Origin of the sequence: Deinococcus aquatilis DSM 23025, assembly GCF_000378445.1 — a bacterium.
Classification (GTDB): domain Bacteria; phylum Deinococcota; class Deinococci; order Deinococcales; family Deinococcaceae; genus Deinococcus; species Deinococcus aquatilis.
Map to the genome: position 1 here is coordinate 1 of NZ_KB899726.1, position 16,005 is coordinate 16,005.

Sequence of the window (16,005 nt, forward strand, 5' to 3'; positions counted from 1 at the left end):
ACACCAGCAGCAACTCATCGTTCTCTTGCTCGATCAGGCGGGCTGGCATACCAGCCAGAAACTCCAGGTGCCGCCGAATCTCTTCCTCTTGCCCTTTCCGGCGTATACGCCGGAACTATCCCCCGCTGAACCCATGGTGACCAAGCTGAAGCTGCCCATCGCCAACCGGACGCTCAACACCCTTCAAGAGGTGGAGGATTTGATCGCCGCAGAGTGTGTCCGGCTCCAGCACAACCCTCAGGAAGTTAAATCGCTGACCCTCTTCCCTGGGATCAAACATGTTTTGGACTCATTTTAAGCTCGTATGAGCTGTTTCCACGATCCACCCTCCACGATCTTTCAGGTGTACGGGTCTTCCAGATACCGCCGCAGCACTCCCAGCGGCGCGTAGGTTCCCGCGTGCAGTTCGGCTTCTACGGCCCGTGCCTGTGCCCACGTCGCTTCTGCCAGTTCGGGCGTCACCAGTCCCATGCTCACGGCCTCTTCCAAGTCGTCGGCATCGATGATGTTGGTGTGTGTTACGCCCCAGCCGCCCGCTTCCGGCTCCGCGATCACGTCCAGATACAGGTCGTCGTGCCACGGCAGGCCGTCTTCTCCGATGCCCTCGCCCGTGTGGATGTCCACATAAAACTGCACGGGCCGCTCCTGTTCGTTCAGTTGCACGGTCAGGGCGCTGCCCATCACGTTTTCTCCCCCTCCGGTGGGGTGGGCACGCACCCAGCGAAAGCCGCTGTCCAGAATGCGCACTGTGCCTTCTCCGGTAGGTCGCGGCACATCCAGCGGCCTGATCACCGTGTGGGCCGTGAAATCCAGAATCACGTAGCCCGGAACGGCGGTTCGGGTCTGGGTGTGGGCCGTTACGCGTGCCCACGGGCGAAGGTCAAAGATTTTGCGCTTCATGCTCAGAGCCTACTTCCCTTACCATGCGGGCGTGAATGGAAGAACACGGAGCCTGCGCCTGGGGCTGAGTTTGCTGGGCATGGTGATCTTGCTGGGCGGTCTGGGTGCGTGGTGGAGTCAGCAGGAGCAGGCCCGCCAGCTCAGGCAGATTCAGACGCAGGAAGCCCAGCGCCAGGCCGATGCCGAACGCCTGATGCGGTCCGATCCGGTCCGGTTTCAGCATTACGTGCGCCAAGTTGCCATTGCCGCCGACGTGCTGGGCCAGGACGAGCGCGACGCTTCCGGCCCTTGCCTGAGCGTCAGCGGTTTTGAAAGTGGCGTGGGTGATCCGCCGCCCGAAACGGCAGCCTGCGTGATTCGGGATACGGGCAACGAGCCGCCCACCGTTCTCCTGACCCTGAAAGACGGACGGAAGTTTACCTGGCCTGCGGAGTAAGGAGGTCATCCGGGCAGGTTCCCAGAGTCCTCAAGTACGGAATTCAGAACTAGAGCCGACTGCCCTGCATGGTCAGTCGGCTCCGAAATGTTTGAATGGATTTAAGGCCCAGCAACCTGCGGGGTGCCTGACTCTTGCAGCTTCCTGAGGGCATGCAACATCAGGTCGCCCTCGGTGGCCTGTACGCGGGCTTTGAGGGTTTCTAGCGTATCTCCGGGTAGCACGGGCACCTGCGATTGCGCCAGCACTGGCCCTTCGTCTATGCCCTGCGTGACCAGATGGACGGTTGCGCCGCTTTGCGTATCTCCAGCGGCCAACACTGCCTCATGCACGCGGTCTCCGTACATGCCGCGCCCGCCGTGCCGGGGGAGCAGGCTGGGATGCACGTTCACCACCCGCCCCGCGAAATGCCCCAGCACACGCGGCCCCAACTCGCGCATATAGCCGCTGAGCACCAGGGTATCGGCCCCCGATTCCACCAGGAAGTCCAGAATGGCGGCGTCCAGTGCCTCATCGCTGGGGAAACGCGCCGAGCTGAGATGTGCCCACTTCAGGCCGGATTCCTGCGCCCACAGCAGCGCCGGAGAACGGCTGTTGTTGGAGGCCAGCGCCACCGGAAGGCCCTCCAACTGGCCCGCTGCACAGGCCGCCGCGATATGCCGGGCAGCGCTTCCGCCATGGGAGGCGAGAAAGGCGATCTTCATCGGCGCTGTACGCCGTGAGTGGAGTGTGGAGTGTGGATCGTGGTTAGGGCGGTTTCCACGGTCCACGTTCCACGTTCAGTCAGTCTCATGAACCTGTCCCAACTCCTGAAGCAGATAAGCCCCCGTCAGAATTCCGTTGTGGTAATCCTCCAGCGCAAAGCTTTCGTTAGGGGAGTGGGGCGCGTCTTCGTTCAGGCCGAAATCGACCAGCAGCACGGGCGCACCCAGAATGGAGCGGAAATCGGCCACGATGGGAATGCTGCCGCCCGTGCGGGCAAAAGCGGCGTCGCGGCCATAGACCCGCTTGAGGGCGCGGCCCGCCGCCTGCACAAACGGGGAATCGGCGTCTACCTTGATGGGCTGACCACCGTGCAGCGACTTGACTTCCACCTTCACGCCTTCGGGGGCGATGGTGGGCACGTAATCGGTGATGAGCTGCGTGATTCGTTCGGGGTCCTGCCCCGGCACCAGCCGCATGCTGACCTTGGCTCCGGCTTTGGCGGCAATTACAGTTTTGCTGCCCTCGCCCTGATAGCCACCCCAGATGCCGTTTACGTCCAGCGTGGGCCGCGCCCAGAGGCGTTCCAGAACGCTGTATCCGGCCTCTCCGGGCAGCGAGGGCACGCCGATGGAGGCGGCAAAAGCGGCGTCATCCTGCGGCAGTTTGGCCCACATTTCGCGCTCGGCGGGCGTGATTTCCTCCACGCCGTCATAGAAACCGGGGATGGTCACACGGCCCTGATCGTCCTTCAATTTGGCAATGATTTCGGCCAGCGCATTGATGGGATTGGGGGCGGCCCCGCCGTAGCTCCCGCTGTGCAGGTCACGGTTTGCGCCCTGAACGTGAATCTCTACGTAGCTCAGACCGCGCAGGCCGTAGGTCACGGTGGGCACGTCGGGGGCAAAGCGGCTGCCATCGGAAATCACGATCACGTCGGCTTTCAGCGCCTCGGCGTTCTTGCGCAGGTAGGCGGCGAGGCTGGGGCTGCCCACCTCTTCCTCACCTTCCAGCAGGAATTTGACGTTGACGGGCAATTCACCCTGAGAAAGCAGCAGTTCCACGCCGCGCACATGGGCATAGGCCTGCCCCTTGTCGTCGGTGCTGCCGCGTGCGTAGACCCGGCCATCTCGCACGGTGGGTTCGAAGGGTGGCGACACCCATTCTTCCAGCGGGGCTTCGGGCTGCACGTCGTAATGGCCGTAGATCAGCACGGTGGGCTTGCTCGGGTCGGTCTGCTTCTGAGCAAAGACCACCGGGTGTCCGGCCACCGTCTGCCCGCTTTTGCCGGTATGAGAGGTGGCGTCCACCTGCACCGCAAAGCCCAGCGTTTCCAGCTTGGCCCGCAAAAACTCGGCGGTGCGGGCCATGTCGGGAATGTGGGCAGGGTCGGCGCTGACACTGGGAATCCGCAGCAGGTCAAACAGTTCGGCTTCCGAGCCAGCGCGGTCGAGGTGGGCCGAGAGGTCGGAAGAACCTGGCAGATGTTCAGAGCTGGTCATGCCCGGAATCATAGCGGGCGAGCGCTGCGGCGGGTTTGAGGGGTACGGAGAAGCCGCCTATGTCCCTGTTTGCCGGACAGAACGTGCCAAACTCTGGGCATGACGGACTGGTCTGATAACTCTTCTTCTCAGTCGGCTCCAGCCCAGACTTTTACAGAAGCATCGGGCCGCCGCGCCGATCTGGGCTTGTCAGGCGTCTTCGAATCCGAATCCCGCTTTCTGAACCGCGACGGCAGCTTCAATGCCCGCCGCGCCGGGTTGGGGCGCAGGGCCTTCAGCGCCTACACCGACCTGCTGACCATGCGCTGGCCCGTCTTTTCGGCGGTGTCTCTGGCCCTGTATCTGCTGCTCAATGCCCTGTTCGGGCTGCTGTATTTTCTGCTTGGCCCCAGCGCCCTCAGCGAGATGCCCAGCGGCACGGGGGCGCGGCTGCTGGCCTGTTTTTTCTTTTCGGTGCAGACCTTCGGCACCATCGGTTTTGGTCATGTGTACCCCAGTACGCTGGCGGCCAATGCGCTGGTCACGCTGGAAGCGTTCGTGGGCCTGATGGGCGTCGCTCTGGTCACGGGCGTGCTGTTTGCACGGTTTTCGCGGCCCACACACCGCATTCTGTTCAGTCATCACGCCATCATTGCCCCGCATGTGCGGCCCGACAACACTCTGGGCCGCGCCCTGATGCTGCGGATTATGAACGGGCGGCGCACCGATCTGCTGGACGTGAGCGCCGAAGTGATCCTGACCCTGCGCGACGCTGCGGCGACGGCGGCTCTGGCCGACAGCACCCATCCAACTGGGAACAAAGGTTTAGCGGGCCGCACCTTTCATACGCTGAAGCTGGAGCGTCACCGCGTGACTTTTTTTCCGCTGGCGTGGACGATTGTGCATCCCATAGACGAACACAGCCCCTTTTACGGCCTGGAACTGCCCGATCTTTTGCGGCAGGAAGCGGAATTAATTGTTGTGTTGCGGGCCACCGAGGAAGCCAGCCAGCAGAGCATTCAGGCCCGCAGCAGCTACCACGCCACCGAAATGCGTTCGGGGCACCGATTCGCCTCTATGTATGTGCGCGAAGCTGGGCAGTTGGCCGTCGATGCCCGCCGCCTGCACGACCTCCAGCCCGCCGACCTGCCGCCGTTTGAGGCCCGACCTGAAAGTTGAGTCGGAAGTGCTCAGGAACATGCTGCCGGGTCAGCCCTGATCTCCGTTACGGTCAGCAATCTTGCTTCAGGTATACTCAGGGAAGGTATGGCAAATCAGTCCAAGCATCGTCCGGTCTACGTGATTTCTGTCGCGGCAGAGCTGGTGGATATGCATCCGCAGACGCTCCGTCTGTACGAGCGCAAAGGCCTGATCCGTCCGGGCCGCAGCACCGGCAAGACCCGCCTCTACAGTGAGCGTGACATCGAGCATCTGCGCGAAATCCGTCGCCTGACTCAGGAACTCGGCGTGAATCTGGCGGGCGTTGAGGAAGTCATGCGCCTTCAGCACGAACTGGATGATATGCAGGGCGAGTTCGAGGCCGAAATCGAGCGCATCGAGGGCGAACTGCGCGAGCAGGTGCAGCAAAAAGCCCTGCCTGCCCCCGGAGAAAAGCTGGACCCGCGTGACCGTCCCGTGTACGTGATCTCCATTGCCGCCGAACTGGTGGACATGCACCCGCAAACGCTGCGCCTGTACGAGCGCAAGCAACTGATCCGGCCCGGACGCAGTAGCGGCAAGACCCGGCTGTACAGCGAGCGCGACATCGAGCATCTGCGCGAGATCCGCCGCCTCACTCAGGAACTCGGCGTGAATCTGGCAGGCGTCGAGGAAATTATGCGGCTCCGGCACGCGCTGGACGGCGCACGCACGCATCTGGAAGGCAACGTGCGGAAGTTGCAGGACGACATCACCGAGCGCATGACCCTGTGGCGCGAATTGCCTTCCCCCGAAGAGGGCGGCACAGACAACGGGTCGGCAGAGCATGACGGGCCTCAGCCTGTGCCCGCCCTTCAGGGCGAAGGTTGATGCCGCCTAGAAGAGTGCACGCAGCCCGGACACGGACTTGTGGTCATTTGCGACAATCAGCCGATGGGACAACTGCCAAGCGGAGCGAGAGGCAAAGGCCACGAACTGGCGGTCAGGGACGGCTGTGCAGTGTCTCCGTGGATGGTCGGGAACCGGAGCAAGTCCGTATTACACTCTGGGGCGTGCCGAGCGTTTTCGCTGACGTCGTTTCTTCTCGTGAACCGCTTCCGATGAGGGAACCGACTCATGCCTGACCTCTGGGTGGTCGGTGATATTCACGGCGCTTACGACAAGGTACGGGCCATCTTGCTGCGGGCGGGCCTGATCGATTTTGACGGTGCCTGGACAGCAGGTGACGCCCACCTGGTCTTTCTGGGCGATTACATGGACCGGGGGCCGGACGGCCTGGGCGTGGTGCGCTTCGTGCGGAATCTGGAAATTCAGGCGCGGCTGGCGGGCGGTCAGGTCACGGCGCTGCTGGGCAACCATGAGGTGATGTTTCTGGCGGCGCAGCGCTTTCGGCGGACCGACCCGGATGACCAGTACGGTTTCACGGATTACTGGATCAGCAACGGCGGTCAGACCCGAGACGCGGCCCGGATGGAGGCGGGCGACCACGCCTGGCTCAGCGAACGTCCGGCACTGGCCCGCGCAGGCAACTGGCTGCTGATGCACGCCGACACGCGCATGTACACCCGCTTCGGCAGCACCATCGAAGAAATCAACGCCGCCATTCAGGCTGTGCTGCATACCAACGACCCCGAAGCCTGGGGCAGCTTTGCCAATGCCTTCGCCGACCGGTTCGCCTTCGCACTCAACGGCGGAGAAAAGTCCGCGTGGCAGGTCTTACGCACCCTCGGCGGAGACCGGCTGGTGCATGGGCACACGCCCGTCTACATCCTGCTGGACGAGAATATGCACGGCCCCACCCTCGGCCCCGGCGCACCGATTCCCTACGCGGGGCGGCTGTGCGTGGCGATGGACAGTGGCATGGCCTACCGTGACGACGCCGGATTCATAGCGCGGCTGGATGCCACTGGGATTGCCGAAGTGGTCACTTTTCCAAGCGGTGCGCCGCTGCACTGAGGGGCAGCCGATCAGAGGGCGTGCGGGTCAGATTGCAGGAACCAAAAAAAACCCCGCGTGGAGTGTCTCCAGCGGGGGTCAGGTGCGGTGGTAGGGATTCTCAGCATGCTTTACGGGTGCGAACTGGGCCGAGCGTACCGTAACCGTGTGCGTGCAGGGCGTGAATAAGGTCGGCAGCGTCCTGGTGTGCATCTACTGGCCTGGCTTCCAGAGGTGGCGTCTCCGAGTCGGGCCACGGGCCACACGCGCAGTTGCCAGCCAGCCAGGGCGGGGGCAGTGGGCAGGCTGTCCGGCGTGGTGATTTCCAGCACGAAGGTGCCGAACAGGGCCGGGTCAGACTGGGCCACGCGGGGCAGGGCAGGAGCGGCATCAAAGAGGGGCATCGGGGCAACGGCGGGACGGGGAGCACGGTAAGTCATGGGTGAAACCTCCTGCCAGTAGCTTGCGCTCATTTGCTCTCACAGGACATCGGCAGCGTGCTGGACGGACGGACTGCGGCATCGGGTTCACCGATGGGTGCGGGACAAATGGGATTTAGAATGTCTTATGAGCCAACGCCGTCAGCCAGCGCCCTCCGTGAATTCGGTGACCGAGCCTGTGCTGGGGCCGGGGCAATCCACACAGCCTCAAACCTCACAGACCCACCCCACACACTCTCAGCCCACGCTGGCCCAGTTGCGGGCGCTGCTGCTGGTAGCGGGGGCAGGCGGATTTGGTGAAGCGGCAGCTGAGGCCGGGGTGTCTCAGTCGAGCCTCAGCGAAGCGGTGAGCAAGCTGGAAACGGCGGTGGGCCGACCGCTGCTGCGCCGGACGCCAGGCGGAACCGTGCCCACGGCGGCGGGACTGCGGGTGCTGGTACATGCTCGCGCAGCTGTGCAGGCCGCTGCCGATGTGCTGCTGGCCGCTCAGGATGAAGGCGCACTGTCGGGCCGCCTGCGCCTGTCGTCGTTCCGCTCCACGGCCACACATCTGCTGCCGCCCGCGCTGTCGGCTTTCCGCTCGCTTTATCCGGGCGTGACCGTGATGTTGCTGGACAGCGAGGCGCAGGGTGGCAGTGAATCGGCGGTGCGGGCGGGCCGGGTCGATCTGTCGGTGGTGGTGGGGCGGCAGGTGCCGGGGCTGCTGCTGACGCCGCTGGCCGAAGACGAATACCTGTACGTGGCTCCCGAAAGTCGCGGTCTGCACCCGGTGTCGTGGGCCGATCTGGCCGCCGCACCCATGATCTTGCCCCCCCACCGCGACCCCTGTTTCGAGCGGGTGCGCGGCTACCTCGAAGCCCACGCCATCGCCCTGACCGACCTGATGGAAGTCGAGCAGGACAGCGTAACCCTGAGCATGGTGCGCTACGGGCTGGGCATTACCGTGATGCCCCGGCTGGCGCTGTCGCCGCTGCCTTCCGGCCTGATCGCCCTGCCACTGCCAGAGCCGTTGGCGCGTCCTCTGTCGCTGGCCGTACTGCCCCAGCGGGCGGGCCTGCCGTTGGTGCGGGCCTTTACACGGGTGCTGCTGGACAGCGTGCAGGCGCAGGCCGCCCTGACTCTCTCCGTGCCGGAAGTGGTGGCACCGGGGGGCAAAGTGGCCGAGCGGGTCAGGCATTGAAGGACTGGAATTCACTGTTCAAGACACATCGGCATTGCACGTAAACCCCCCTTAAAGGGGAGCACAACAGCCCTAGTCCCCACCTCTAAGGGGGGCGTTGCAAAGCAACGGGGGGTTCACACGATCCTGATTCCCCACGCCCCGCCGTCCTTGTCTGCCGGACTTTGCTAGAGTAGCCACATGAAGCGCGTGCCTGCCCCGATGCTGTGTTGTCTGCCCCTGCGGTAAAGCCGGGCACGCCTGCCTGTCGCCGCGCCAATTTGTCTGGCGCGGCGTTTTCTTGTTTCTTCCTGTCTGTATTCCTACCCTACCGGAGCCACCATGACGCAACCCCAAGCCAGTACCCCTGCCCACACGCCTGATCCCGATATCTTCCTGTACGACACCATGCAGCGCCAGAAGGTGCGCTTTGTGCCCACCACAGCGGGCCGCGTGGGCATGTACCTCTGCGGGCCGACGGTCTACAGCGACGCGCATCTGGGGCACGCCAAAAAAGAAGTCGCCTTTGACGTGATTCGCCGCGCCCTGATGCACTTCGGCTACGTGGTGCGCTACGTGACCAACGTGACCGATGTGGGCCACCTGCAAAATGACTCCGACGACGGCGAGGATAAATTGCTGGCCCGCGCCCGTCTGGAGCAACTGGAGCCGATGGAAGTGGCCGACAAGTATTTCTGGTCGTTCGTGAGCGATATGGACGCCCTGAACATCCTGAAGCCCAGCATCAACCCGCGTGCCACCGGGCATATCACCGAGCAGATCGCCCTGATCGAAGAATTGATCGCGCGTGGTCACGCCTACGCCTCCAATGGCAGCGTTTATTTCGATGTTCGCAGTTGGCCCGACTACGGCAAATTGTCGGGCCGCAAACTGGACGATCAGGCGGAAGGCACGCGGGAAGACATCCGCACCGAAAAGCGTGATCCGCGTGATTTTGCCCTCTGGAAGCGGGCTGAGGCGGGCCACATCATGCGCTGGGAATCGCCGTGGGGCGTGGGGTTTCCCGGCTGGCACATCGAATGCAGCGCCATGAGCCTGAAATATCTGGGCGAGGGCTTCGATATTCACGGCGGCGGCCTCGACCTCCAGTTTCCTCACCATGAGGCCGAAATCGCGCAGTCGGAAGCGGCGGGGCACGCCTTTGCCCGTTACTGGATGCACAACAACATGCTGACCATCAACGGCGAAAAAATGAGCAAGAGCAAGGGCAACTTCACGACCCTCAAAGACCTGCTCATGCAGCACGACCCGATGGTGATCCGCTACCTGCTGGTGTCCAGCCACTACCGCTCCATCACCGAATTCAGCGACGCGGCCTTTGAAGGCGCACGCAGTGGCTACCGCCGACTCAGCGAGGCCCTGCACGAAATAGAGCGCCACCTGCCGACTGCTCCATCGGGCAACAACGCTGCGCTGGATGCGAACATTGCCGCCCACCGCAAAGCCTTCGAGGACGCCCTGCGCGATGATTTCAATACGCCCAAAGCCATCGCCGCGCTGTTTGGCCTGACCACCGACATGAACGCGGCCATGAACCGTGGCCCTGTCGGTGCGGGTACGCTGAACGCCGCCCGCGAGGTCTACCGCACGTTGGGCGGCGGCGTGCTGGGGCTGTTCAGTGCCTCGTCGGGCACGCACTCGGCGCAGGCCGATGAAGCCCCTGTGGTGGACGCCCTGATGGAACTGGTGTTGCAGGCCCGCCAGAATTACCGCCTGAACAAGCAATACGCGCAGGCCGACGAACTTCGCCAGACGCTGACCCGTGTAGGCGTGACGGTAGAAGACACCAAAGACGGCCCCCGCTGGCGCAAATAAGCAGATGCCGGGAGCAGGCTGCCGACCCCCGGCAACGTGAACCCGGTATCATCTTTCACTTCACCGCACAGCTGATCAGTGGGCGTACACTTTCCCTATGCTTCCTCCGCTCGTCAGGCAGGTACTCGATAACTTTAACTTCGACGTGGATTCCACCCGGACCCCGGAAGAAAACACCGAAGAAGTGATCAAGAGTGCCTCCTTGTTGGCTGGCGCGATTGCCGTAGAGCCTATTCCCTTTGCCGACATGCTGCTGATTACGCCTGTGCAGGCCAAAATGGTGCTGCACATCGGCAAAATTTACGGCTTCGACATCACTGCTGACCGCGCCCGCGAAATCGTGCAGGAACTCGGCGTCACGCTGGCCTACGGCATGGCGGCCCGTCAGGTCATGCGTGGGCTGGCAAAACTGGCCCTGCCCGTCATTGGCGGCCTGATCACCGCGCCCGCCGTGTATGGGTGGACCTTTGCACTGGGGCGTGTGGCCCAGAACTACTTCGAGCGCAAGCGTCAGGGTCTGCCTTTTGCCAAACCCGATCAGGTGAAGGTGGTGCAGGAAGCCAAGCAGCAGACCCGCCGCGCCCTGCCCAGTGCCCAGGATTTCACCGATCTGGCAAGTGAGCTGCGCCGCCGAGCCGAGGAAAAAAGCAAAGGCAACGGCCCCAGCAGCATGAACTGAAGGTCAGTTGGTCTGATAGCTTTGCGGCATGGATTTGCCTGCTCGCTGGTCTGAAGCCGACTGGGACGGCTCCTGGCTGGTCATTCCCGACCTGCACGGCCACGCCGCCCGCCTGAACACGGCCCTGAACTCAGTTCAGGACTTTCCCGCTTCTCGCCTTGTTTTTCTGGGCGACCTGATCGACGATTCTCCACGCCGCCGACTGGCCCGCCGTGCGCCGCCTGCCCCCGGTATGGCCGACGATTCGCGCCGGATACTGGAAACGGTGCGGGCGTTGGTGGAATCTGGCCGCGCCGAAGTCTTGTTGGGCAACCATGAAGTGATGGCCGCTGCCACCGTGCTGGACGATCACCGCCCCCTGATGGACCTGTGGTGGAAGGTGGGGGGCCGGGAAGCTGCCGCGTCTTATGGCTGGGATGGCCGGAACAGCTCGCCTGCGCTGATGGCCGACCTGCGTTGGCTGCGCGACCATGCCCGGTTGTGGCTGGAGATTGGCCTGCCCGGCGAACAGGTGCTGCTTTCGCACGCCACGCGGCCCACGCCTAAACGCTACGCCAGCGGCCTGAAACGGGCAGGCGACCTGCTGCCCAGCGACGGAGAAGACGATGTGGTGTGGTTCCCACTGGGCCTTGACAGCGACAACGGCGCACGCCTGAACTCTTTGCCCCTGCTGCCGCCCGGATTTGTGGCTAGCCTGCACGGGCACATGGAAACGCCGGGTCTGTGGACACTGCTGGACAGAGAAGACAATCCGGCCTATCAACTGGATGTGGCTCCGCAGCGGCACACGCTGGCGCTGATGGAGGTCAGCGCAGAGGGCCAACTGACGCCGCATCTGGCCGCCATTCAGGAGTGACCGCCACTTCTGGCCCCTGACCCCGGCAACAGAACTTGGGCTTGACCCGGTGCGGGCCGTGGCGCAGACTGTGTGCAGCGTCGATCCGCAGAAGTAGCGGCACAAGACCCCAAGAGCGAGCCTGTGGCGGTGAGAGTCAGGCGGGAAGTCGGGCCGTGAAGGGCAGCGGGGAGCGCGGGCGAGATGGTGGCCCGACAACATGTTTCAGAGTGCCCCGGCAGCGTTTCGGGGAACTGGGGTGGAACCGCGCACAGGCCCAAGCAGGCCGTTTATGCGCCCCCAGGCGAGCCATTCGCCGGGGCGTGTTCTTTTTTGTTGCCCCGGCGGGCGGCCAACAGGAGAGAACATGCCCGCACAAACGATGGAAGAACTGGTCAGCCTGTGCAAACGCCGGGGCTTTATTTTTCAGGGATCGGAGATTTACGGCGGCCTGCAAGGTTTTTATGATTACGGCCCCCTCGGCGTAGAGCTGAAAAACAACATCAAGGCCGCGTGGTGGCGCACCAACGTCTACGAGCGCGACGACATGGAAGGTCTGGATTCCAGCATCATCATGCACCGTCAGGTCTTGCGCCACAGCGGGCACGAAGCCACCTTTTCCGACCCGATGATCGACAACAAGAAGAATAACAAGCGCTACCGCCTTGACCATCTGGTGAAGGACCAGAAGGCCGACGTGATTGCCAAAGTGGCCGAATTGATGGGCGAAGACGTGGCGAACTTCCCGGCGGTGGTGGCTGCCCTGAACAAAAAACCCGCCGAAGCCAGCGCCGCCCTGAAAACCGCAGGTGTGCGTGACCCCTTCAGCGGCGAGGTGGGCGACTGGACGGAACCCAAGCCCTTCAACATGATGTTCAAGACGACCATTGGCCCGGTGGCCGACGAGGAAAGCTACGGCTACCTGCGGCCCGAAACGGCGCAGGGCATCTTCGTGAACTTCAAGAACGTTGTGGACAGCACAAGCCGCCGCCTGCCCTTCGGTATTGCCCAGATCGGCAAGGCGTTTCGCAACGAGATCACGCCCCGCAACTTTATCTTCCGGGTGCGCGAGCTGGAACAGATGGAAATCGAGTTCTTCTGCACCCCCGGCACCGACGAAGACTGGCATCAGCATTGGCTGGACGCCCGCCTCGCGTGGTGGGAAGCGCAGGGCATCCCGCGCAGCAAAATCGACATTCTGGACGTGCCCAAAGAGGATCTGGCCCACTACTCTAAGCGCACCTACGACCTGATGTACGACTACCCCACACTGGGCTACGAGGAAATCGAGGGCATCGCCAACCGCTCGGATTACGATCTGGGCAGCCACACCAAGGCGCAGGGCGAACTGAACCTCACGGCCCGCGTGGAAGAAAATAATGACAGCATCGCCAAGCTGACCATTCCGCACCCGGAAACCAACAAACCCGTCGTGCCGTTTGTGATCGAACCCTCTGCGGGGGTAGACCGGGCGCTGTTGGCCGTTCTGAGCGAAGCGTTTACCAAAGAAACGCTGGAAAACGGCAACGAGCGCATCGTGCTGAAGCTCAAGCCGCACCTTGCGCCCATCAAGGTGGCCGTGATTCCGTTGGCCCGCAACAAGGCCGAACTGGTCGAACTGGCCCGTTCTATCAAATCCGACCTGCAAAAGCTGGGGCTGGGCCGGATTCTCCTGGAAGACAGCGGCAACATCGGCAAGGCGTACCGCCGTCATGATGAAATCGGCACGCCGTACTGCGTGACGGTGGACTTTGACACCATCGGCCAGAGTGCGGAAGGCGCGGATCAGAGCCTGCGCGACACCGTAACGATTCGTGACCGTGACACGTTGGCGCAGGAAAGAATCAAGATCAGCGAATTGTCTGGGTGGATCGCGGCGCATCTGAAGTAAACGTTTCTCAGTAAATTATTCCCCTGCCTAGCGCGGGGGATTTTTATTGCCTACTCCCCCGCCGTTCCTTCATCCTGACATTCCGCCCCCATTCCGTCCCTTACGCTGGCCGCATGACAAAAGTGGGCATGGTCGGAGCGGGCATGGTAGGCAGCGCGGCAGGATTTGCGCTGGTGCTGCGGGGCAGTTGCACCGAACTGGTGCTGGTCGATAAGGATGCGGCGCGGGCGCAGGCCGAAGCGCAGGACATCTCGCACGCCACACCGGTCAGCCATCCGGTGCGGGTCAGCAGCGGCGATTTTGGGGCTCTGGCCGGGGCCAGCGTGGTCATTCTGACAGCGGGCGCGAACCAGAAACCCGGCGAAGACCGCCTGAGCCTGCTGAAACGCAACGCCGATATTTTCCGCGAACTCGTGCCGCAGATTGCACAGGCCGCGCCGGACGCGGTGCTGTTGGTGGCGACCAATCCAGTCGACCTGATGACGGCTCTGACAGCCAAACTCGCGCCCGGTCAGCCGGTGGTGGGGTCGGGTACGGTGCTGGACAGCGCCCGTTTCCGTGCCCTGATCGCCGCTAAAGTGGGTGTGGCCCCGCAACACGTTCACGCCTCGGTGCTGGGCGAACATGGAGACTCCGAGGTGTTGGGCTGGAGCAGCGCCAGCGTGGGCGGCGTGCCTCTGGCGCAGGTGATCGACCTGACCGACGAGATCAGGCAGGAGATAGAGGAGGGCACACGCGGCGCGGCGGCCCAGATCATCGCCGGAAAACACGCCACCAATTACGGCGTCGGCGCGGCGCTGGCCCTGATTACCGAAGCTGTATTGAAAGATCGCCGCGCCGTACTGACCGTCAGTGGGCCGTCGCCGTATGGCCCTTACCTCAGCCTGCCTCGTGTGGTGGGCGCGGGCGGGATCGGGGCCACCCTGACGCCCGATCTGTCGGCGCAGGAAGAGGCTGCACTGGAACGGAGCGCCAATGTATTGATCAAAGCGGCGCAGGAGCTACCGGAACTCTCGGCCTGATTCAGAGCGGGCGGTCAGAGAGTCGGAGGCGGTGTGGGTTGCGCGGCTGTGGCTGGCCCCGTGATTCCGCGCATCCAGTCCAGCGTCCAGCGGGCCACCTGATCGCTTTTAGCCACCGTGATGTCCAGATGGCTGGCCCCCGGCAGCGTATGTGTGGTCACGGTGGCGCGGGTAAAAGCGGCGTAGCGGCGATAGTCGTTTTCGGTGGTGATGCCGTTCTGGGCGGCGATACCCAGAATCGGTGTGGACACGGCGCGGGTGTGCCAGACGCGCAGGGTGGCCGCAAAGGGCGTGCCCACCGTGTCCAGCTGTGCCGCGCCCACATCCACGCTCAGGCGCATGGGAAAGTACCACTCGGCGTAATCGCTGACCGGATTCGAAAAACGCCTCACGAAATCCAGCGGATCGGTCATGGCATCGGCGTCGGTCTGCCATCCCACCGGGCGGCTGCGGTCGGCTGGCCCAAGCACGAATTGGCTGTTTTCGGCGGCTCCCAGCAGGCGCGGCAGCGGGTTGGAAATGACGGCTGCGTTGGTGGCCTGCCCCGTTCTGAGCGTCAGGAAGGGCAGCAGTGCATATTGCCGCTCCAGTTGCGAGAGGCCCGCCGCAAGATTCGTGGCGGCGTAGGAAACCAGGCCCCCTGCCGGAGCCAGAGCACCGGGATCGGTGGCTGCCAGGCGGGCCTGAGCCACGGCGCGGCTGGCATAGGTCGGATTGAAAATCACGCTGTTGACGTAAGGAATCTCGTCCAGTCGGTTGATTCCCGGTACGTAGCCCAGTCGCCCCACGCCGCCGTTCTGATACTGGTTCCAGGAAATCGGGTCGGAGGTGGTGTTGCCCGGTGCGCCGTCCAGCATGATCAGGCCGCGCACGTCCTTGAATCCGATCTGATCGTCGGGTGTCGGAGCCGCGCCGAAGGGGGTATTGCCGAAATCGTACCCGGCATACAGCCCCGTGAGGGTGCCGCCCAGCGAATGCCCGCCGATGAAAACGTTCGGCGTCAGCGTGCGGGCCTCGCGCACTGCCTCGCGCCAGTCGCGCAGGGTGGTATCCAGCCCCCAGTCTTTCATAAAGGTGACGCTGGAGGCTGGACGTGCGGGAATGCCCTGCTGCACGATGCGCACCAGTTCGGCAGGGTCGGCCGCCGCGATGGCCGCGCCGGATTCCAGCAGATTGGAGCGGCGGTCTACGGCCCAGACGGCCATCCCCGGATCAAGAGCCACGATTTGCCGTGCCAGACGGTCAAAACTTCCCGCACCACCCAGGAATCCCGGCATCAGCAGCAGCACGGCATTCGGTTTCGCCAACCCGTAGCGCACGGTGATGCTGGCATTCAGGTCGGCGGGTGTGCCCGGCACCACCTCACCGGGACGCACGATCCGTACGGCACGAACGGCGTCCAGCGCGGCCTCGGTAGGGGAGACGGAGGCCTGAGCCTGTGCCGCAGCCGACCCGGCGCAGATCAGGCAGGCGGCGAGACCCAATTTGGGGAGCAGACTGGATTTTGAACCCAGCTTAGGTTTTGAATTGG

The 16,005-nt window shown here is 63.5% G+C and carries 15 protein-coding genes and 1 pseudogene; 11 read left to right on the plus strand and 5 right to left on the minus strand.

Annotated features, from left to right (window positions below; genetic code table 11):
- Positions 1–298 (plus strand): annotated as a pseudogene (locus F561_RS30525) (hypothetical protein); the annotation flags it as partial.
- 41 nt (positions 299–339) lie between these two features.
- Here F561_RS30525 and F561_RS0116080 read toward each other — a convergent pair.
- Complete coding sequence (locus tag F561_RS0116080) at positions 340–900, minus strand: DUF402 domain-containing protein (protein ID WP_019010990.1); 561 nt, start codon at positions 898–900, stop codon at positions 340–342.
- 31 nt (positions 901–931) lie between these two features.
- Here F561_RS0116080 and F561_RS0116085 point away from each other — a divergent pair, with 31 nt between their 5' ends.
- On the plus strand, positions 932–1,336 hold the full coding sequence (locus F561_RS0116085) for a hypothetical protein (protein WP_157451938.1): 405 nt from the start codon (positions 932–934) through the stop codon (positions 1,334–1,336).
- 101 nt (positions 1,337–1,437) lie between these two features.
- On the opposite strand, the gene purN is transcribed toward F561_RS0116085, so the two are convergent.
- Together purN and F561_RS0116095 are read right to left on the minus strand one after the other, a co-directional pair.
- The gene (purN, locus tag F561_RS0116090) at positions 1,438–2,040 is read right to left on the minus strand and encodes a phosphoribosylglycinamide formyltransferase (RefSeq protein WP_019010992.1); all 603 of its coding nucleotides are present in this window, start codon (positions 2,038–2,040) and stop codon (positions 1,438–1,440) included.
- A gap of 75 nt (positions 2,041–2,115) precedes the next feature.
- Complete coding sequence (locus tag F561_RS0116095) at positions 2,116–3,540, minus strand: dipeptidase (protein WP_040381000.1); 1,425 nt, start codon at positions 3,538–3,540, stop codon at positions 2,116–2,118.
- Positions 3,541–3,639: 99 nt separating this feature from the next.
- Between F561_RS0116095 and F561_RS0116100 the strand changes: the two genes are divergently transcribed.
- The 3 genes from F561_RS0116100 (at position 3,640) to F561_RS0116110 (ending at position 6,633) form a co-directional block, all read left to right on the plus strand.
- Entirely contained in the window at positions 3,640–4,698 is a 1,059-nt protein-coding gene (locus F561_RS0116100) for an ion channel (protein ID WP_019010994.1), read from the plus strand.
- Between the two features lie 87 nt (positions 4,699–4,785).
- A complete protein-coding gene (gene hspR, locus F561_RS25675; RefSeq protein ID WP_019010995.1) occupies positions 4,786–5,547 on the plus strand; it encodes a heat shock protein transcriptional repressor HspR, fused homodimer type in 762 nt (253 codons plus the stop codon).
- Between the two features lie 246 nt (positions 5,548–5,793).
- Entirely contained in the window at positions 5,794–6,633 is an 840-nt protein-coding gene (locus F561_RS0116110; protein WP_019010996.1) for a metallophosphoesterase, read from the plus strand.
- Between the two features lie 110 nt (positions 6,634–6,743).
- On the opposite strand, the gene F561_RS25680 is transcribed toward F561_RS0116110, so the two are convergent.
- The gene (locus tag F561_RS25680; RefSeq protein WP_019010997.1) at positions 6,744–7,052 is read right to left on the minus strand and encodes a hypothetical protein; all 309 of its coding nucleotides are present in this window, start codon (positions 7,050–7,052) and stop codon (positions 6,744–6,746) included.
- 127 nt (positions 7,053–7,179) lie between these two features.
- Between F561_RS25680 and F561_RS0116120 the strand changes: the two genes are divergently transcribed.
- From F561_RS0116120 to F561_RS0116145, 6 genes are all read left to right on the plus strand, one after another.
- Complete coding sequence (locus F561_RS0116120) at positions 7,180–8,232, plus strand: LysR family transcriptional regulator (protein ID WP_019010998.1); 1,053 nt, start codon at positions 7,180–7,182, stop codon at positions 8,230–8,232.
- Positions 8,233–8,553: 321 nt separating this feature from the next.
- On the plus strand, positions 8,554–10,047 hold the full coding sequence (cysS, locus tag F561_RS0116125) for a cysteine--tRNA ligase (RefSeq protein WP_019010999.1): 1,494 nt from the start codon (positions 8,554–8,556) through the stop codon (positions 10,045–10,047).
- A 97-nt stretch (positions 10,048–10,144) separates the two neighbouring features.
- On the plus strand, positions 10,145–10,726 hold the full coding sequence (locus tag F561_RS0116130) for a YcjF family protein (RefSeq protein ID WP_026298982.1): 582 nt from the start codon (positions 10,145–10,147) through the stop codon (positions 10,724–10,726).
- Positions 10,727–10,754: 28 nt separating this feature from the next.
- Complete coding sequence (locus F561_RS0116135) at positions 10,755–11,582, plus strand: metallophosphoesterase (protein WP_019011001.1); 828 nt, start codon at positions 10,755–10,757, stop codon at positions 11,580–11,582.
- Positions 11,583–11,928: 346 nt separating this feature from the next.
- Complete coding sequence (locus F561_RS0116140) at positions 11,929–13,452, plus strand: glycine--tRNA ligase (RefSeq protein WP_026298983.1); 1,524 nt, start codon at positions 11,929–11,931, stop codon at positions 13,450–13,452.
- 113 nt (positions 13,453–13,565) lie between these two features.
- Positions 13,566–14,474, plus strand: coding sequence for a lactate/malate family dehydrogenase (locus F561_RS0116145; protein ID WP_019011003.1), 909 nt, complete (start codon positions 13,566–13,568; stop codon positions 14,472–14,474).
- 14 nt (positions 14,475–14,488) lie between these two features.
- On the opposite strand, the gene F561_RS0116150 is transcribed toward F561_RS0116145, so the two are convergent.
- A complete protein-coding gene (locus F561_RS0116150; RefSeq protein ID WP_019011004.1) occupies positions 14,489–15,958 on the minus strand; it encodes an alpha/beta fold hydrolase in 1,470 nt (489 codons plus the stop codon).
- Positions 15,959–16,005: the final 47 nt, after the last annotated feature.

Bases quoted from the DNA above. Each gene is read 5' to 3' on its own strand.
- F561_RS0116080 (WP_019010990.1), bottom strand. From the start codon at position 900: ATGAAGCGCAAAATCTTTGACCTTCGCCCGTGGGCACGCGTAACGGCC.
- purN (WP_019010992.1), bottom strand. From the start codon at position 2,040: ATGAAGATCGCCTTTCTCGCCTCCCATGGCGGAAGCGCTGCCCGGCAT.
- F561_RS0116095 (WP_040381000.1), bottom strand. From the start codon at position 3,540: ATGACCAGCTCTGAACATCTGCCAGGTTCTTCCGACCTCTCGGCCCAC.
- F561_RS0116100 (WP_019010994.1), top strand. From the start codon at position 3,640: ATGACGGACTGGTCTGATAACTCTTCTTCTCAGTCGGCTCCAGCCCAG.
- hspR (WP_019010995.1), top strand. From the start codon at position 4,786: ATGGCAAATCAGTCCAAGCATCGTCCGGTCTACGTGATTTCTGTCGCG.
- F561_RS0116110 (WP_019010996.1), top strand. From the start codon at position 5,794: ATGCCTGACCTCTGGGTGGTCGGTGATATTCACGGCGCTTACGACAAG.
- F561_RS25680 (WP_019010997.1), bottom strand. From the start codon at position 7,052: ATGACTTACCGTGCTCCCCGTCCCGCCGTTGCCCCGATGCCCCTCTTT.
- F561_RS0116120 (WP_019010998.1), top strand. From the start codon at position 7,180: ATGAGCCAACGCCGTCAGCCAGCGCCCTCCGTGAATTCGGTGACCGAG.
- cysS (WP_019010999.1), top strand. From the start codon at position 8,554: ATGACGCAACCCCAAGCCAGTACCCCTGCCCACACGCCTGATCCCGAT.
- F561_RS0116130 (WP_026298982.1), top strand. From the start codon at position 10,145: ATGCTTCCTCCGCTCGTCAGGCAGGTACTCGATAACTTTAACTTCGAC.
- F561_RS0116135 (WP_019011001.1), top strand. From the start codon at position 10,755: ATGGATTTGCCTGCTCGCTGGTCTGAAGCCGACTGGGACGGCTCCTGG.
- F561_RS0116140 (WP_026298983.1), top strand. From the start codon at position 11,929: ATGCCCGCACAAACGATGGAAGAACTGGTCAGCCTGTGCAAACGCCGG.
- F561_RS0116145 (WP_019011003.1), top strand. From the start codon at position 13,566: ATGACAAAAGTGGGCATGGTCGGAGCGGGCATGGTAGGCAGCGCGGCA.